This window comes from uncultured Tateyamaria sp. (assembly GCF_947488715.1).
GTDB lineage: Bacteria > Pseudomonadota > Alphaproteobacteria > Rhodobacterales > Rhodobacteraceae > Tateyamaria.
Genome location: NZ_CANLAG010000002.1, coordinates 156620 through 175348, shown reverse-complemented (window position 1 = coordinate 175348; position 18729 = coordinate 156620). Strand labels below are relative to the sequence as shown.

Here is an 18729-nt window from a genome sequence, read left to right as displayed (position 1 = left end):
GCGTCAGCCGACGTCAGGACGCCGCGGGCATACGCTGTTCAACGATTTCCGCCCACCAGGAACACCCGGCTGGAATGGCCTCATCGTTAAAGTCATATTCAGGGTGGTGCACCATCGCCGTGTCCCCGTTCCCGACCAGAATATACGCGCCGGGCCGCTCTTCGAGCATGAATGCAAAATCCTCGCCCCCCATGACCAAGGGCGCTTCATCGCACTGCCCGGACACCGACCGCGCCACGTCCGCAGCAAAGGCCGTCTGTTCGTCGTGGTTTACCATCACCGGATAGTTCCGCTGATAATCCACACGCACCTGCCCGCCAAAGGTCGTGGCTATGCCTTCACAAACCTCGACCACGCGTTTTTCAGCCAGATCACGCATCTCGGCGCTCATTGTGCGCACGGTGCCCATGATCTGCACCTTCTGCGGGATCACGTTAAAAGCTTTGGACGACGTCTCGAACGACGTGATCGACACCACGATCCGGTCAATCGGATCGGCATTGCGGCTGACGATCGACTGCAACGCCGTGACGGCATGTGACGCCATCAATGTCGTGTCGATGGTCTCTTGCGGTTTGGCCGCGTGACCACCCAACCCTTCAAACTCGATCTCCAACAGGTCAGTCGCCGCAAAGAACGGGCCGGGACGAATTGCAAATTCTCCGACGGGACGTCCGGGCCAGTTGTGCATCCCGTACACTTCCTGAATGCCCCAGCGATCCATCATGCCATCATTGCACATCTCACGGCCGCCGCCGCCGCCCTCTTCGGCGGGTTGAAAGATCACCACCACCGTCCCGTCAAAATTCCGCGTCTCAGCCAAATACTGCGCCGCACCCAGCAACATCGCGGTGTGGCCGTCATGTCCGCAGGCGTGCATCGCATTGGCCGTTTTCGAGGCATGTGCGACGCCCGTTTGCTCATGAATTGGCAGCGCATCCATATCGGCGCGCAGACCAATTACCTTTCCGCTTGCATCCGACGACCCCTTGATCACGCCCACGACACCAGTGCGTCCGATCCCCTCGACAACCTCATCGCAGCCAAAGGCCCGCAACTTCTCTGCGACCAACGCGCTGGTGCGATGCGTTTCAAATAGGATCTCGGGATGTTCGTGCATGTCGCGCCGCCATGCGGTTATGTCAGCATGCAGGTCGGCGAACCGGTTTTTGGTGGGCATGGTATGAAAATCCTTGTGTCGTCGTAAATTATTGCGCGGGCATACGTTGCTCGACCAACTCAACAAACCAGCTGCAGCCAGCCGGGATGGCATCGTCGTCAAACCGGTAGGCCGGGTGGTGCAACGTCCCGTTGTCCCCATTGCCCAGCATGATGTAGGCGCCCGGCCGCGCCTCAAGCATATAGGAAAAGTCTTCGGCCGCCATGATGGGCGGTGTGTCGGTGATCACCTCACCGGCAACACTCCGCGCAGCGGCAGCCGCATGTTCCGTTTCCGCTGGATGATTGACCGTCACCGGATAGCCACGGGTATAGGTCACCTCTGCCACGCAGCCATAGGCATCCGCAGTCGCAGTCGCGATTTTCTTGACCCGTTCCTCCATCATATCGCGCACAGCGCCGTCCAATGCGCGCACGGTGCCGGTCATGCGGGTGACCTGTGGGATGACGTTGTGCGTGTCCACATCCGAATGCAGCGCACAAACGGACACCACCGCAGAGTGCAACGGATCAACATTGCGGCTCGCAATGCTCTGAAGCCCAAGGATAATATGCGCCGCTGTGACATTGGGATCCAGTGCCTCATGCGGTGCAGCCGCATGGCCGCCCTTGCCCGTCACATGAACCTCGAACTCATCAGCTGAGGCCAAAAGCGGACCAGTACGGATCGCAAACTGCCCGGTGGGCAAGCCAGGCATGTTATGCAGACCATACACCTCTTGCACGCCCCATCGGTCCATCACGCCTTCATTCACCATCTCGCGTCCGCCACCACCGCCCTCTTCGGCGGGTTGGAACAGCAAAACCACAGTGCCGTTAAAGTTCCGTGTCTCGGCAAGATACTGCGCAGCCCCCAACAGGATGGATGTGTGCCCGTCATGGCCGCAAGCGTGCATGACGCCTTCGTTCTGCGAGGAAAAATCGACGCCGGATGCTTCGAGGATCGGCAACGCGTCCATATCCGCGCGCAGCCCGACAACACGGCCAAGCGTGTCTGTGCGGCCCTTGATGACCGCCACAATCCCGGTCTGCGCAATGCCGGTTTCAACCGTATCCACACCCAGATCACGCAGTTTTTGCGCAACAAAGGCCGCGGTCTCGTGCTCTTCAAACCCCAATTCGGGATTGGCATGAAGATGGTGACGCCAGCCAGTGATCTCGGCATGGGTCTCTGCAAGACGGTTCTTGATCGGCATGACGCACAGTCCTTTTTGGGTTTCGCATGAAACCAGCTAGAGCTTTAGACGGATGGTCCAAGTCGCATCGCGCTGCCGTCATGAAAGCGCGCCAACCGGAACCTGCTCAGATCATGGCCCACCGCGCCACCGGTGACCAGAGCCGCCAGCACCTTTCCCATGCCTGGGCCAATGCCAAATCCATGGCCACTCATCCCTGTTCCGACGGTCAACCCCGGTATCTGGGCCATACGGTCCACAACCGGCACCACGTCTGGCATCGTGTCGATCATCCCGGCCCAAGCCGCCTTGATCCCGACGGGCCCTATCTGCGGAAACAGTTCGCCGAACGTGCGTTGCAGCGCCGCGACTTTGCCTGCGTTGGGCGCCGGGTTCAAAACGCGCATCGCCTCAAACGGAGAAACATCGTCATCCTGCCAGTGCCGCGCAGTGCCCCAGGCATCCGGAAACCCACGCGGCGCAGCCGGTAGAAACCGTGTGCCAAACGGATCCGCGCGCAGTTGCGTCAGATACTTGGGCAAGGCCCGAAACGCATCCGGCCCCACAAACAATTCGTGAAATCCACCGGCAGCCAGCGAATACCCGCCATCTGCACGGGGCCGAAACGCAATACGGTCATCAGCAACGCCACCTGCATGTATTTCGGGCAACGGCTCGGTCGCGGCCACCGTCGCGCGCACGGACAATTGTGGAATATGCACACCGTGGCGGCGCAAAAACAGGCTGGACCACGCACCACCTGCCAACACAACCTCTGGCGCCGAAATCCGCCCCTGTTCCGTCACAACCCCGCTGACACGCCCCGCCGAGATGTCCAAACCACGGACCGCACAGTTTTCGACCAACACCGCACCGGCTCGCGACGCGATCCCCGCCAACGCAGGCACAGCAACCCAGGGCTCCGCCCGCATGTCGCTGGGTGTGTGCAATGCACCCAGGTAGGTCTGTGACATGTCAGGGACCAGCTCCGCCACCTCACGCGACGACAGGATACGACTGTCCACGCCGGCCGCCTTGGCATTGGGAAGCCAGTCTGCATAGCGCTCCAAGTCCGCATCGGAACGGGCCAGATAGGTCACCCCACCGGTCACAAGGCCAATATCGACATTTGTGCGCGCAGCCAGATCTCGCCACAAGCGATTGGCCTCGACCATAATGGGCAATTCGTCGGGATCGCGACCCTGCTGGCGGATCCAGCCCCAATTGCGCGAGGATTGTTCTCCCGCAATGCGGCCCTTTTCTAACATCACAACGCGCACGCCCGCCTCGGCCAGATACAGCGCCGTGCAGACGCCGATCACCCCACCGCCAATCACAACCACATCCGCATGATCCGGGTGCGGCCCCGGCCAGGTTACAGGTGACTGCTCAGATATCGGAAACGTCACGGGCTTACCCCTGTCCAAAGAAATCGCGTCCAGCTTGGGTCGGTGGGTGGGCGCCTTTTGGCCAAAGGCCAAAACAGTCCAGCCCCGACATCATTTCAAACGCGCAACCAGATCACGCATAAACGCATGCCCAGCCTCAAACTGCGCCACACTGATAAATTCGTTTGGTTGGTGGGCTTGGGCAATGTCACCCGGCCCGCACACCACTGCCGAATAACCAGCCGCCTGAAATTGACCCGCCTCGGTGCCATAGCTAACCACATGGGTGCCATTGTCACCTGTAATGGCGCGCGCCAGCGCTTCGGCGCTCCCGTCTTCTTCTGGCGTCAACGGCGGCACGTTAAATCGCGCATCCACTTCAATCCGCGTGTCCGGATGGATCGCTTGCATACCCTTTTCGATGTGGGCAACATGCGCCAGATACGCCTCTTTCAGCGCAACGACGTCGTCCCCAGGGACTGCCCTGAAGTCCATGGAAAACGCGCAGGACTTGGCCGTGATATTGTGCGCGGTCCCCCCCTTGATCTGGCCCACGTGCCACGTGGTGAAGGGCGGGTCGAACATCGCCGCCAAAGCAGACGGCGTCGCCGCCATGTTCTCGGCATTGCGCGCATTGGCAAAATCGATGACCTTGGCCCCCTCCAAAATCGCACTGACGCCCTGTGGCAAGAGTGACGAATGCACCTCAAAGCCGACCACATGAGTGGCAAAGCCTTGCCCACCCTTGTGGCCCGTAACGGCCTTCATCATTGACGGCTCACCCACAATGACCGGCCCGCCTTTGGGCACAACAGCCTGCATGGCCTCGATCATCGGCGGTGCGCCAAGGCATCCGATCTCTTCGTCAAAGCTTAGCGCCAATTGCAAGGGCGTCCGCACACCAGCGACATGCGCCTCAACCAGCGCCCAAATGGCCAGCGCATCGAACCCCTTCATATCGCAGGTGCCGCGCCCAAAATATTTGCCGTCCCGTTCGGTAACAACATACGGATCCGACTCCCACGGTTGGCCGTCGACAGGCACCACATCGGTGTGACCGGACAAGACAACCGCCCCATCGACCTCAGGGCCGACATGCGCAAACAGCGCGGCTTTGGGTTGATCGGGGTCCACATAACGATGCGCGACGATCCCGTGATCTGCCAGGTATCCTTCGACCCAATCCACAAGCGGCAGGTTTGTGTCCCGGCTTACCGTGGGAAAGCTGATCAGCTTGGTCATCAATTCCAGCGGGGTCATTCGGACGGTCACGCGGTCGCCTCCATTGGCTTTATGATTGTTTTGCAGCGGTCTGCCGCAAGACTGCAGCACTGGTCAGCGCCGTACATCCCAAGGCAAGCAACCGACAGGACACTGCTCAGGGCGGCTTGGGTATGGCGCATCAATACCCACTGTCGGTGGTCAGGACGAAATGCCCCGGCTCGACCTCGTTGTAGACAGATGGCTCTGGACGATAGTCGACAGGATGAATGGGCGACGGAATCGGTTTGAAGTTCAAATCCTTCTCGGCCTTCCGTTGCCTTGGGTCTGCGATTGGCACGGCCTTCATCAACGCTTGCGTATAAGGGTGTTGGGGGTTCTCGAACACGCGCGCCCGTGGGCCCATTTCGACGATGCGGCCCAGATACATCACCCCGACCTGATGGCTCACCCGCTCCACAACCGCCATGTCGTGACTGATAAAAAGGAATGACAAATCCATCTCGGATTGCAGCTCCATCATCAGGTTCAAAACCTGCGCCTGAACGGACACGTCCAGCGCAGACACCGCCTCGTCCGCAATGATCAGCTTGGGATTGAGCGCAAGCGCGCGCGCGATGGCCACCCGCTGACGTTGCCCGCCTGACAATTCGTGCGGATAGCGGCGCATGAAGCTGCGCGGCAATTCCACACGGTCAAACAACATCTCGACCCGTTTGCGCCCTTCCTCTCCTTTGAACATGCCAAAGTTGTGCATCGGTTCTGCCACCTGGTCCGCCAACTGCATCTGCGGGTTGAGCGAGGCAAAGGGGTCCTGAAAGATCATCTGCATGTCCACACGCGCCCGCCGCAAATCGCGGTCGTTCAGTGCCATGACATCCATGTCGCCCAAACGAATCTCACCGGATTGCGGTTCGACCAATCGCAGGATCGAGCGGCCCGCCGACGACTTGCCGCACCCGCTTTCGCCCACAAGGCTGAGTGTTTGCCCCTTGTTGATGGTGAATGACACGTCTTCGACCGCGTGGACGTTTGCGACCAGTCTGCGGAAGAAACCACCGCGCACGGGAAAGCGGGTCGTCAACCCTTTGACATGCAAAAGCGGGGTGTCAGATCCGGGGATCGGCTTGATCTCGTCTTGCGCGCGCCCCATCAGCTTCATCGGCTCCGGGTGCGCCTTGCCACGCATCTCGCCCAGTTTGGGCACAGCCGCCAGCAGCGCCTTGGTGTACGGGTGCTGCGGATTCTCGAAAATCTCTTCGACCGGCCCCTCTTCAACCTTGTTGCCGCGGAACATCACCACAACCCGGTCCGCCATCTGCGCCACGACGGCCATGTCATGCGTGATGAACATCACCGCCGTACCGGTTTCGCGCTTTAGCCGGTCCATTAGCGCGAGGATTTCCGCCTGGATCGTCACGTCCAGGGCCGTTGTTGGTTCGTCTGCAATCAGCAGACGCGGCGCACAGGCCAATGCCATGGCGATCACAACGCGTTGGCGCATACCGCCCGACAATTCGTGCGGGTACTGTTTCATCCGGCGCGCAGGTTCCGGAATGCGCACCTGCTGGAGCAGCGCAAGCGCGCGCTCTTCTGCCTGGCTTTTGCTCAGCCCCTTGTGCAGGCGCAGGCCCTCGGTCAGTTGCCGCCCCACGGTAAAGACCGGGTTCAGCGCAGTCATCGGCTCTTGAAAGATCATGCCAATTTCATTGCCGCGGATCGTGCGCATCAGGTCCTGATCCGTTTCGGCGAGATCGACCGCCTCAGCATCTTTGCGATCAAAGACGAGGCGGCCACCCGCGATCTGACCGCCGCCGAACTCGACCAACCGCATCAGCGACAGTGAGGACACCGATTTGCCCGACCCGGATTCGCCAACGACACAGACGGTTTCGCCCGGTTTGATGTCAAACGACACGTCTTCGACACCGACCACCGGACCGTCCTTGGTTTGGAACTCAACGCGCAGTCCCTGGATACTGGCAATCGGCGCTGTGTCGGTGTGATCAAGCATGGACATCCCCGTTAATTGAGCCTTTTCGACCCGTTTGTTTCAAAGAGTGGGCGAAGGCCGCGGCACTGTCAAACCCAAGCGCACGAAATTCACGATTGACTGCACGCAACGCTTGCAATTTCCCCAAAGTCTGTTTCGATATTGGCATGTACTTGGGGGGCCAAGAGTAAAAATCGCGGGGAAACCGTGGGTTACCTTGTTCAGTGCCAAACCCTGCCAAGACTGAAATGTATCACGCCAAACGTGATGCGCGATTGATGCATGGGGCAACCCTGCGTCCAACAAGGAGTATGACATGACAATGAAAACCCTACTTATGGGTGCTGTGGCCACGGCCGCGCTTGCGCCGGCAGCCTTTGCCGAGCGTGGAGCCGACGGCGAAGTGAGCATCATCTATTGGCAGGCGCCCTCGATCCTGAACCCGTACCTTTCGGGCGGGACCAAGGACGTGGAATCGGCCAGCCTGGTGGTTGAGCCGCTGGCCCGTTACAACGAAGTTGGCGTCATGGTGCCGTTTCTGGCTGCTGAAATCCCCACCGTTGAAAACGGTGGTGTGAGCGCGGACCTGACGACCATCACATGGAAAATTGCCGACGGCATGGTGTGGTCTGATGGCACGCCAGTGACTTCGGCTGACGTCAAATTCACAGCCGAATACTGCATGCACCCCGAAGGTGGCTGCGCGCAGGCTGCGTTCTTTGATGGCGTTGAAAACGTCGAGGCCATTGACGATCTGACGGTCAAGGTCACGTTCAACCAGCCCAAACCAAACCCCTACGGGCCATTTGTCGGTGGTCAATCGCCGATCATTCAAGCGGCGCAGTTTGCGGATTGCCTCGGTGCCAAAGCACCTGAGTGTACCGAAGCAAACTTCAACCCCATCGGCACCGGCCCGTTCGTGGTTGACGATTTCCGTCCCAACGACGTGATCCAGTTCTCGGCCAACCAAAACTATCGCGACCCGGCCAAACCTGCCTTTGCCAAGGTGACATTCAAGGGTGGCGGCGACGCGACAGCCGCGGGTCGTGCGGTTCTGGAAACCGGCGAATTTGACTATGCTTGGAACCTCCAGCTTGCACCCGACGTGATTGCCCGCATGGAAGAAGGCGGCAAGGGCAAGGCCATCGCAGGCTTTGGTCCGCTGGTCGAGCGCCTTGAGATGAACATGACGAACCCGTCGCCCGATCTGCCGCCAGAAACGCGGTCTACAGTGGCGGAACCCCACCCCTTCCTGAGCGACATCAACGTGCGCAAAGCGCTGTCGATGGCCATCGACCGCCCGCTGCTGGTCGAAGTTGGCTATGGTAAGGCTGGTAAGGTCACCTGTGACCTCGTGCCTGCGCCCGCCATGTTCGCCTCGGGCGATCAGCACTGTGCAACACAAGACATCGACGGTGCCAAGGCGCTGCTGGATGAGGCGGGTTGGACCGACAGCGACGGTGACGGCATCCGCGACAAGGACGGCGTCAAGCTGAGCATCCTCTACCAGACCTCGACCAACGCCGTCCGTCAGGATTTCCAGGCGCTGATCAAGCAGTGGTGGAGCGAAATCGGTGTTGAAACCGAACTCCGCAACCTTGATGCTTCCGTGTTCTTTGGTGGTGACCCCGGTTCGCCCGACACGTTCCAGAAGTTCTATGCAGACGTGGAAATGTACGCCAACACCTTCAACGGCACAGACCCCCAGCAATATCTGGCGGCCTATCGTTGCGGCGGCGAGCCCAAGCCATCGAGCCAGTGGCAGGGTGAAAACATCAACCGTTTCTGTGATCCCGCATATGACGAGCTGATCGACGAGCTGGCACGCACCGGCGAAATCGAAAAGCGCGCCGAGATTGCGATCAAGATGAACAACATGCTGACCAAAGACACGTTCACCATCGTGCCACTTGTGCACCGTGGCCGCGTGTCGGCCCATGCAAATTCGCTGGGCGGCGTCATCCTGAACGTCTGGGACAGTGAATTGTGGAACGTGGCCGACTGGCACCGCGTGAAGTGATCCTGACCATGGGGTGGGCAGCATTGCCCACCCTACCCCGGTCTCAGACCAAGAAATAAAAAGACCTCCGCAAAAGGACTGGCCCTTTATGCTGACTTTCACAATCCGCCGGTTGATCCTGTCGATCCCGACGCTTTTGTTCATCAGCCTTGTGATTTTTCTCCTGCTCCAACTCGCCCCCGGCGACCCGATGGCGCAGGTCCCGCTGACTGTTCCCCCCGAAGTCAAAGAGAAGATGCGCGAGGCACTGGGCCTCGGCCAGCCGATCCATGTGCAATACTGGAAATGGATCGTGCAATTCTTTTGGATCGAACCACAGGTCCTCTTTGACCACTGGTTCGGCACGTCCTTTGCCGAAGGCAAACAGCGCGTGATCTCATGGCAGACGCGCAGCCCCGTCATGGACATCGTGGTGCAGCGCATCCCGCAGACGCTCTGGGTTGTGGGCCTGTCTTACGTGGTGGGTATCCTGATCGCCCTGCCCATCGGCATCTATTCGGCTTACCGGCAATACTCGGTGTTCGACCAGACCGGTACATTCATCACAATGATCGGGTTTTCTATCCCGCCCTTTTTCACCGGACCACTGCTGATCGTTGTGTTTTCGGTTCAGCTGGGGTGGTTTCCGTCGATCTATGACACCACACATGTCGTCACCGACTGGGCCAGTTTCAAAATCCAGTTCATGCAGATGATCATGCCCGTTATGGTGCTGGCGCTGCAAACGACCGCACAGCTCAGCCGCTATATGCGCTCTTCGATGCTCGACAACCTGGGACAGGACTATGTCCGCACAGCCCGCGCCAAGGGCCTCAAGGAGGGCGCTGTGGTCATGGTGCACGTGCTACGCAATTCGATGATCCCGGTGATCACCGTGATTGCACTGGGTGTGCCGTCGATCTTTGGTGGCGCGATTATCACTGAGAACGTGTTCAAGGTGAACGGCATCGGACAACTTCTGCTGACTGCGCTTTTCGCCAATGACATCCCAATGGTGATGACGCTGACCTTTATCTTCGCGATCCTGATCGTGCTCTTCAACCTCATTGCCGACGTACTCTACGGCGTGCTCGACCCGAGGATCCGCTATGACTGATCAATCCGCAGCAGACCCATATGCCGCCCTCCAGGACAAGGAGCCGCCAAAGGCGCCGCGCAGCCAGTGGAAGGACGTCTGGGACCAGTTCAAGCACCACAAGGGGGCCCTATTCGGTGGCGGGTTCCTGGTGTTCATCACATTGGCGGTGATCCTTGGCCCCTACATCTGGCAGGTCGATCCGCAAAAGCTGGACATCCGCAACAAGGACATGCGTCCGATCTACGTGGCGCTGTGGGACGGCAGCGCCAAGACCGGGTGGTTCCGCCCCTTGGGTACGGACAACCTTGGCCGTGACATTCTGGCAAACCTGATCGCTGGCGGCCGTGCCTCCATGGCGGTGGGATGGGCCGCGATGGTGCTTGCCCTGCTGATCGGCACCTCAGTGGGCGTGGTCTCTGGCTACTTCAAAAAAGCCGATTTCTGGCTCATGCGCTTTACCGACCTTGTGCTGTCGCTGCCGATCTTGCCCCTGCTTCTGGTGGCTGTGACCCTGTTCCGCGAGCCCTTGCGCGCCAATTTCGGACCCGAAGGTGGTATGTTCATCCTGATCGTATCCGTTGTCGGTCTGACCTCATGGATGCAAACTGCGCGGATCGTTCGCGGCGACATCCTCGCCCTCAAGGAACGCGAATTCATCCTCGCCGCCCGCTCCATCGGCACAACTTCCGGTGCAATCATCCGCAGGCACCTGCTGCCCAACGTGATCTCTCCGATCATGGTGTCCGCCACACTTGGGCTGGCCACCGCGATCATCACCGAAAGCGCGCTCAGTTTCCTCGGCGTCGGCTTCCCGTCGGATTTCCCAACATGGGGCAAACTGCTGGCCGACAGTGTTCAACGGATGGAACAGTACCCCGAACGCGTGATCCTGCCCGGTATTCTTATCTCACTGACAGTGCTTGGCGTGAACTACCTGGGCGACGGTCTGCGAGATGCTTTGGACCCCCGGATACGGGGCCGCTAAGAACGTCGCTCGCCGCTTCCAAATTTCACAATTGCAGACAAACGTCTGCAAAGACACGTGCGCGTTAAATGGGTCGGCGGGTGGGCGCCTTTCGGCGCAAGCCGAAACAGTCCACCCCGACGCCTCTACTTGTCGACTTCCTTGCGCAAACGCCGCACCAACCCCCACACGGCCAGAACAACGGGCAATGTCACTATCGCCGTCAACAGACCCTTCGACAGCCCTGTGCTCTCAGCCAGCGGATAAAGCAAGTAGGACACCAGCGACACGGCATAGTAACTGATCGCCACCACCGACAGACCTTCAACGGTGCGCTGAAGGCGCAATTGCAGATCCGACCGTTTGTCCATGCTTTCCAAAAGCGCCTGGTTTTGCGCGGACCGTTCCACATCCACACGCGTCCGCAAGAGATTGGCGGCCCGCACACCGCGCGCTGACATCGCATCCAACCGCTCCTGGGCGGACCGCACAGTGCGCATCGCAGGCTGATACCGCCGCACCATAAACTCGCCAAAGGTCTGACGCCCCTCATGGCGGTCCTCACGTAGGGCCGCGATGCGTTCGTTGACGATCGCCTCATAGGCCCATGTGGCACCAAACCGGAAGGACGACTGCGCTGAAAGCGTCTCCAGCTCTGCCGATATTGCCAGCAATGCCTGCAAGGTTTCTTCGGCTTTCGAGCCTTCGACCGACATCGCCTCAACCAGTTCGGTCAGCCGCGTATCCAGAACACCCAACTGTGCCCCCATGGCTCGGACCCGGGCAAAGCCGAGCATCGACATGGACTTGTACGTCTCGATCTCGCACAGACGCTGTACGATACGCCCAATCCGGCGCTGGCCCGTTCCCTCGCTTGCAAAGACCGCAAACCGCATGTGACCGTTCTGATCAATGCGGAAATCGCCCCCCATGATCGCCGCCCCTTCGAGGACACTGCTCACGGCCAGGCTTTCGGGCACAAACCAGTCCCGGAAATCCGCACGCATCTCTTCGGCGTTACGGCGCGGCTCAACCCGGATCAGAATAGACGTCACACGCTGCCCCGGCGCATCCTCCAGCCAATCCTGCGGGAATGGGTCAAAGGCACGCGCATCAAACGCGCGGTCCTCAACACCCTCCGAAAAGATCGTGTAAGTGACGAACTCGGTATGTTGTTCCCACTTGAGCCAATGGCGACCCAATTGCCCATAGTAATGCGTGGCCCCCGGCTGAGGATGTGGCGCACCATGGCGGTCCAAGAGCGCCATCAGGTGTGCAACGTCGCGCGCACGGTCCCGGTTGGCCGCCATTTCCGGCTGTTTGAACGCCACATACGCCGCCGAACACGGCGCCTGCATGGATGGAAACGGACGCGCATGCAGTTCGTTGGCCAACCGGTAACGTAGCGGGTGATCTTCGATGGGGGCCATGGCTGCTCCGAAAGTGTTTTGGGACAAATAGACCAGATAACCCACAAAGCAAAACGAATTTTACCATATTTTCAATATGTTAATAGAATGCAATGGTATGCAGCCACCACCTATTGCCGCAAAGCGTTCTTCTGTGCATCAGAAAGCGGCAGCGCGCCGCCATCCAACAGGCGGGTAACAAGACCTCCATGCCCTGCGCGCTGCGCACGTTTCAAGAGCGCTGTCACATAGCCTGCATCGCGATGACGCTTGCGCAACAGGGATCGGAACTTGGTCGGGTGCAACCCGCCTTTGATGGCGCGGCTGGCCACCGTCGACATCAATCCCATAGACTTGAGGTGTTGCGGCACCCGGTGGCCCATGAACGGTGCCACATAGCGATCTACGCGGTGACCGGTAAACCGTGCGGCATGTGCGGCGTCCGGTCCCCACCACGGGTCATAGATGATTTTGACGCTGGATGCGCTGCGCGCTGTCTCGGCCGCATCGACCCAAGGGCCGGACCACTGCCCAAGTTTGCGCCCCTCGGGGAACCGCGTTTCAAAAGGCACAATGGATTTGCGCAACGTCGTTTGCGGGGAAATCGCAACCACACGCGCACCGGGCCGCACCACGGAAAAGGCGCAGGCCGCATAGCCGCCCATGGACGCGCCATAAAACACGACATCTTCAAAGTCGGCAAAGAACGCATCATCCCGCAGTTTGCGATAGAGCGCGAACATATCCTTGTGTCGGAACCAGTCGTTCTGTTTGGTCATGTTGCCAAGGTGTGACCACCCCATCTCTGCCGCCAATGCGTGCCCCCAAGGCAACCTTGGAGGGGCGGAGTGGATGGAGCCGAAATGGTCAAATGTCACCAGCAGTTTTGCGCTGCGCGGCATGAACACGGCGCAGTGGCGCGGCATGTTGCGTATGAATCCCTGGCGCCCTGACTTCGCAGATGCCTCTAGTATGGAATTCAACAAACTCACCACAACACTCCAACGGGCGCAACGACCCCGACATAGCCCGTTTGCAAACCGCTGTCAGGTCACGACATGGTGCATCGTTTATCTCACACGCAGCTTTTCAAACGAAAAAGGCGGGCCTGTGAGCCCGCCTTTTCAACTGTTTTTCAGATCTACCGACTTAGTCGATCATCGGCAGCAGCTTGTCGATGGACGCCTTGGCGTCACCGTAGAACATGCGTGTGTTGTCCTTGAAGAACAGCGGGTTCTCGATCCCGGAATAGCCCGTACCCTGCCCGCGTTTGGACACGAACACCTGCTTGGCCTTCCAGCATTCCAACACCGGCATGCCAGCGATGGGGCTGTTTGGATCGTCCTGTGCAGCGGGGTTCACGATGTCGTTCGAACCGATGACAATGGCGACATCCGTGTCGGGGAAGTCGTCGTTGATCTCGTCCATTTCCAAAACGATGTCGTAAGGCACCTTGGCCTCGGCCAACAGCACGTTCATGTGCCCCGGCAGACGCCCGGCAACGGGGTGGATCGCAAAGCGCACCTCTTTACCAGCAGCGCGCAGTTTGCGCGTCAGCTCGGCCACGCCCTGCTGGGCCTGCGCCACGGCCATGCCGTAACCGGGGATGATGATGACGCTGTCGGCTTCGTTCAGGGCTGTGGCAACGCCATCCGCCTCAATCGCAATCTGCTCGCCTTCAACCGCCATCTGCTCACCCGCCGGGCCGCCAAAGCCGCCCAGAATGACCGACACAAACGACCGGTTCATCGCCTTACACATGATGTAGGACAGGATCGCACCGGACGAGCCGACCAGCGCACCAACCACGATCAACAGATCGTTGCCCAGCGAGAAGCCGATGGCCGCAGCCGCCCAGCCGGAATAGCTGTTCAACATGGAGACCACGACCGGCATGTCTGCGCCGCCAATGCCCATGATCAGGTGCCAGCCAATGAAGAGCGCCAGAAGTGTCAACAGGATCAGCGACAACAGGCTGCCGCTGCTGAAGTAGATGATGGCCAGAACCACCGATGCGCCAGCCGCAGCCGCGTTCAGGATGTGTCCACCGGGCAGTTTGGTGGCGGAGCTGTCGACCTTGCCGGACAGCTTGCCCCAAGCCACATAGGACCCTGTGAATGTCACCGCACCGATCCAGATGCCCAGAACCAGTTCGATCTGCAGAATGGTAATCTCGACCGCCGTCTTTTTGGCAATCAACTGACCAAAGGCAGACAGCGGTTCCAACACGGCCTTGTCGACCGACTGCACCCATTGACCGTCTACAATGGCACCACCCAAGGCGGCCCCGTTTTCGGCCAGATGACCATCAACGTAACCGATCATGATGTGTGCGTTATAACCGATGAACACCGCCGCCAGACCGACCAAGGCGTGCATACCGGCTACAAGCTCGGGCATTTGCGTCATCTCGACCTTGGTCGCCAGCTGATAGCCGACGGCCGCGCCGCCGGCGATGAGCAGAAGAGACAACAGCCACAGGCCCTGCCCCGGTCCAATCAGCGTCGCCACCACAGCGATGAACATGCCCACGATGCCGTACCAGACGGCGCGCTTGGCGCTTTCCTGTCCGGACAGACCGCCCAGCGACAAGATGAAGAGAACAGCCGCAACAACATAGGCGGCAGTGGTAAATCCGAGTTCCATTGCGCCTACTCCTTAGGATTTCTGGAACATGGCGAGCATGCGCCGTGTCACGAGGAAGCCGCCGAAAATGTTGATCGACGCCATAAAGACCCCAAAGATCGACAGGAAGGTGATGACACCAGACGTCGACCCGATTTGTATGAGTGCACCAAGGATCACGATCGACGAGATCGCATTGGTCACGGCCATCAGCGGTGTGTGCAGGCTGTGCGCCACGCCCCAAATGACTTGGAAACCGATGAACACACTCAGAACAAAGACGATGAAGTGCTGCATAAAGCTGGCCGGGGTATAGAGACCCGCCAACAGGATCAGTGCGCCACCAATAGCAAGCAGAGTGACCTGGTTCTTGGTTTGCGCCTTGAACGCTGCCGTCTCAGCGGCACGTTTCTCTTCGGGCGTCAGTTCTTTGGCCGCTTCCTTCTTGGGGGCTGCGGCAATGGCGGCCACCTTGGGTGGTGGCGGCGGGAAGGTGACTTCTTGCGCGTGGGCAATTGTGGCCCCACGGATCACGTCATCTTCCATGTTGTGATCGATCACGCCGTCTTTTTCCGGCGTCAGGTCCGTCATCAGGTGGCGGATATTCGTCGCATAGAGGCTGGAGGACTGCGTCGCCATACGGCTGGGGAAGTCGGTGTAGCCGATGATGGTCACGCCATTTTCGGTGACGATCTTTTCATCCGCGACGGTCAGTTTGCAGTTGCCGCCCTTTTCTGCGGCAAGGTCCACGATGACCGAGCCGGGCTTCATCGAGGCGACCATGTCTTCGGTCCACAGCTCGGGTGCTTCGCGGTTTGGGATCAGCGCCGTGGTGATGACGATATCGACCTCAGGGGCCAGTTCCCGGAACTTGGCAAGCTGTGCTTCACGGAACTCGGGCGAAGAGACCGAGGCGTATCCGCCCGACGACGAACCATCCTGCTGCTCTTCTTCGAAGTCGAGATAGACGAACTCGGCGCCCATCGACTCGACCTGTTCGGCCACTTCGGGGCGCACGTCAAAGGCGTAGGTGATGGCACCCAAAGAGGTCGAGGTTCCGATGGCTGCGAGACCAGCAACCCCCGCCCCTACGACCAGCACCTTGGCAGGTGGCACCTTGCCAGCCGCTGTGATCTGACCGGTAAAGAAGCGGCCAAAGTTGTTGCCAGCCTCGATAACGGCCCGGTAGCCCGCGATGTTCGCCATGGACGACAGCGCGTCCATTTTCTGCGCACGAGAGATCCGCGGGATCATTTCCATGGCGACGACAGTCGCGCCTTTTTTGGCGGCGCTCTGCATCTTTGCCTCGTCAGCAACGGGGCTGAAGAACGAGATTAGTGTCTGTCCTTCGCGCAACCGCTTCATCTCGGTGGCATCGGGCGCGCGCACCTTGGCGACCACATCCGCAGCCTTCCACAAGGCGGCGGCTGTTTTGACAACTTCGACACCCGCAGCGGCATAGTCTGCATCTGCAAACCCGGCCTCTGACCCAGCGCCCGTTTCAACCACACAGGTATGGCCCAGTTTTTGCAGCGCCGTGGCACTGTCCGGCGTCATGGCAACACGACGCTCTCCGGCAAAAGTTTCCTTCGGTGTTCCGATCTTCATGCGGAGCAGTCCCCCATGTTTGCTGCAATCTTTGGTGGCAAAGCCGATTGGGTATGTGGTTTACAAAGCCCGCGTGTCCAGTAGCGCCCTATGTTGGGAGATACAAGAAGGGCACCTGCGTCAGCCAGGTAATAAATGAAAAGAATCTAAACCCACCTGCGCACTTTTTGTTCGTAGCGCGTAAAATCGGCACGAAACACGCGGCGCATCCTGTCCTCTTCGGGCACGATAAAGTGCCGTTCGATCCACCAGACAAAGATTGGCACAAGCACCAGGGATGGCACGGCGTCAAAGCGTAGGATCAGACCGGTCAGCAAGAGCGTATCGCCGAGGTAGATAGGATTGCGTGTGCGACCAAAAACGCCGGATGTGATCAGTTTCGACGGTGTTTGATGTGGGATGACGGTGGTGCGTCGGCGGTAAAACTCGATGACAGCGGCGGCCATCAGAATGACACCGGCGCCGATCAACATCCCCGCCATCGTCCGTGTTACGGGGTGATCCACACTCATTCCAAACGGAAAAAAGCGGCCCTGGCACCATGCCAGCAGCAACGCCATGATCAGCCAGACGGGGGGTATGTCGAGTACGTTTTTCATGAGGTCAACAGTCTTAACGGTGGCCCGAGCGTTGGGTCGTGTCAATACGCGATGGTGTTTTGGAAACGACCTGCGACGTTCTGCGTGACTTTGAGTTGCGCGACGTCGACCAAGCACGCACAGTGCCTGAAATCCAATCAGCCTGAGGACACAGCCCATGCAAACGGACTTGAATGGTATTCACGCGTTGGTCACGGGTGGCGGTACGGGCATTGGCCTGGCGGTTGCGCAGATGCTAGCCGACCACGGCTGCAAGGTGACCATCACGGGCCGCCGGGCCGAGGTTTTGGATCAGGTGTCCGGCAATGGCCTCTTTGGCATGACCATGGATGTGCGCAACGAGGCATCGGTCAATGACACGATAGAAAACGCGATTTCTCAACGTGGACCCGTTCAGATTTGCGTTCCGAACGCTGGCATTGCCGAAGGCCGCGCATTGCACAAAACGGACACTGCGTTTTGGCGTGATATGATGGCGACCAACCTGGATGGCGCCTTTCTAACCATACGGGCCTGTTTGCCCGGCATGCGGGACACAGATTGGGGCCGGGTCATCGCGATTTCGTCCATAGCGGGTCTCAGGGGATTGCCCGGTGCGGCGGCCTATGCAGCTTCCAAACACGGTCTGATCGGCATGATCCGGTCGCTGAGTGAAGAGTACATCGGCCAACCCTACACCTTCAACGCGCTTTGCCCCGGCTATGTCGACACGCCAATTGTCACCCGCAACCAAGACGCCATTGCCACTCACACAGGCATGAGCAGCGACGCCGCGCGGCAGGTGATGGTTGACGCCAACCGGCACAAAAGACTGCTGGACGTCTCAGAGGTTGCGGCCGCAGCACTGTGGTTGGTGGGCCCAGGATCACAAAGCATCAACGGTCAAAGCATCCAGATCTCTGGCGGCCAGACTGTTTGAGCGGCACTCAGGTCTGACCGACCGCAAACCACAACAGTCAACTGACGGCGCGCAACTGTGCCGCGACTGACGGCTTGCGCATCGGCATCGTTGCCTGCGACGCTTGCCTGGCACCGGAGGTGTCGTACTGCCCCAAAGACATCGCACGATGGACTGACGAATGCGGCCAGTCTTCGGGCCGCTTGGCCAGACCCGCCTGGACCGGCGCTGCCCAGATCATTCGTCGGTGCGCGGCAAGATCGGCAGGATCGCGAATTTCGTGTTCCCAAAACCTGCGTTGCCAAACGCCCTTTTCAACGCTGCGTGAAAACAGCGTTTTCAACATGCGCCATCGGATCGCAAAATCCGTATCCCCGGCGGGCAAGTCCCAAAGCGTATGGATGACGTCGCCCAGTACAACAATTTCGGCGATGTCAAAGGGGTGCTTGTTGCGGGTTTGCCGCATCGCCTGACGCAAGGCGTGAATTTCACGCACAAAGACGTCACTGCCACGCTGTGCTGCGCGCGCAGTAAAGAAAAAGGTCGGGTTGGATAGATGGGTTACGGGCATG

Annotated in this window: 15 protein-coding genes; 4 read left to right on the top strand and 11 right to left on the bottom strand. The window is 59.4% G+C overall.

What is annotated here, in order from left to right; all coding sequences use genetic code 11:
* Positions 1–13: 13 nt before the first annotated feature.
* The 5 genes from Q0936_RS05125 to Q0936_RS05105 form a co-directional block, all read right to left on the bottom strand.
* Positions 14–1180, bottom strand: coding sequence for a M20 aminoacylase family protein (locus Q0936_RS05125; protein WP_299140501.1), 1167 nt, complete (start codon positions 1178–1180; stop codon positions 14–16).
* A gap of 28 nt (positions 1181–1208) precedes the next feature.
* Positions 1209–2375, bottom strand: a complete 1167-nt coding sequence (locus Q0936_RS05120; RefSeq protein ID WP_299296620.1) for a M20 aminoacylase family protein — start codon at positions 2373–2375, stop codon at positions 1209–1211.
* Between the two features lie 44 nt (positions 2376–2419).
* Complete coding sequence (locus Q0936_RS05115; protein ID WP_299296618.1) at positions 2420–3763, bottom strand: FAD-binding oxidoreductase; 1344 nt, start codon at positions 3761–3763, stop codon at positions 2420–2422.
* 90 nt (positions 3764–3853) lie between these two features.
* Positions 3854–5014 carry an acetylornithine deacetylase gene (gene argE / locus Q0936_RS05110; protein ID WP_299296615.1) on the bottom strand — a complete coding sequence of 387 codons (1161 nt, stop codon included), beginning with the start codon at positions 5012–5014 and terminating at the stop codon, positions 3854–3856.
* Positions 5015–5144: 130 nt separating this feature from the next.
* The gene (locus Q0936_RS05105; protein WP_299296613.1) at positions 5145–6977 is read right to left on the bottom strand and encodes an ABC transporter ATP-binding protein; all 1833 of its coding nucleotides are present in this window, start codon (positions 6975–6977) and stop codon (positions 5145–5147) included.
* A gap of 295 nt (positions 6978–7272) precedes the next feature.
* Between Q0936_RS05105 and Q0936_RS05100 the strand changes: the two genes are divergently transcribed.
* The 3 genes from Q0936_RS05100 (at position 7273) to Q0936_RS05090 (ending at position 11039) form a co-directional block, all read left to right on the top strand.
* Positions 7273–8976 carry a peptide ABC transporter substrate-binding protein gene (locus tag Q0936_RS05100; RefSeq protein WP_299296611.1) on the top strand — a complete coding sequence of 568 codons (1704 nt, stop codon included), beginning with the start codon at positions 7273–7275 and terminating at the stop codon, positions 8974–8976.
* Positions 8977–9064: 88 nt separating this feature from the next.
* Positions 9065–10072, top strand: a complete 1008-nt coding sequence (locus Q0936_RS05095; protein ID WP_299140488.1) for an ABC transporter permease — start codon at positions 9065–9067, stop codon at positions 10070–10072.
* A complete protein-coding gene (locus Q0936_RS05090) occupies positions 10065–11039 on the top strand; it encodes an ABC transporter permease (RefSeq protein ID WP_299296609.1) in 975 nt (324 codons plus the stop codon). Before Q0936_RS05095 ends, Q0936_RS05090 begins: the two co-directional genes overlap by 8 nt.
* 125 nt (positions 11040–11164) lie before the next feature.
* Here the strand turns inward: Q0936_RS05090 and Q0936_RS05085 are convergent, their stop codons facing one another.
* The 5 genes from Q0936_RS05085 to Q0936_RS05065 form a co-directional block, all read right to left on the bottom strand.
* Positions 11165–12448, bottom strand: coding sequence for a DUF3422 family protein (locus Q0936_RS05085; protein WP_299296607.1), 1284 nt, complete (start codon positions 12446–12448; stop codon positions 11165–11167).
* A gap of 110 nt (positions 12449–12558) precedes the next feature.
* Complete coding sequence (locus tag Q0936_RS05080; RefSeq protein ID WP_299296604.1) at positions 12559–13353, bottom strand: hypothetical protein; 795 nt, start codon at positions 13351–13353, stop codon at positions 12559–12561.
* A 223-nt stretch (positions 13354–13576) separates the two neighbouring features.
* Positions 13577–15073, bottom strand: a complete 1497-nt coding sequence (locus Q0936_RS05075; protein ID WP_299377934.1) for an NAD(P)(+) transhydrogenase (Re/Si-specific) subunit beta — start codon at positions 15071–15073, stop codon at positions 13577–13579.
* A gap of 12 nt (positions 15074–15085) precedes the next feature.
* Entirely contained in the window at positions 15086–16660 is a 1575-nt protein-coding gene (locus Q0936_RS05070) for a Re/Si-specific NAD(P)(+) transhydrogenase subunit alpha (RefSeq protein WP_299377932.1), read from the bottom strand.
* A gap of 146 nt (positions 16661–16806) precedes the next feature.
* Complete coding sequence (locus Q0936_RS05065; protein WP_299377930.1) at positions 16807–17259, bottom strand: isoprenylcysteine carboxylmethyltransferase family protein; 453 nt, start codon at positions 17257–17259, stop codon at positions 16807–16809.
* Between the two features lie 157 nt (positions 17260–17416).
* On the opposite strand from Q0936_RS05065, the gene Q0936_RS05060 reads away from it, so the two are divergent.
* Entirely contained in the window at positions 17417–18178 is a 762-nt protein-coding gene (locus Q0936_RS05060; protein ID WP_299293426.1) for an SDR family oxidoreductase, read from the top strand.
* A gap of 37 nt (positions 18179–18215) precedes the next feature.
* Here Q0936_RS05060 and Q0936_RS05055 read toward each other — a convergent pair whose 3' ends face one another.
* Positions 18216–18728, bottom strand: a complete 513-nt coding sequence (locus Q0936_RS05055) for a transposase (RefSeq protein WP_299293424.1) — start codon at positions 18726–18728, stop codon at positions 18216–18218.
* Position 18729 lies beyond the last annotated feature (1 nt).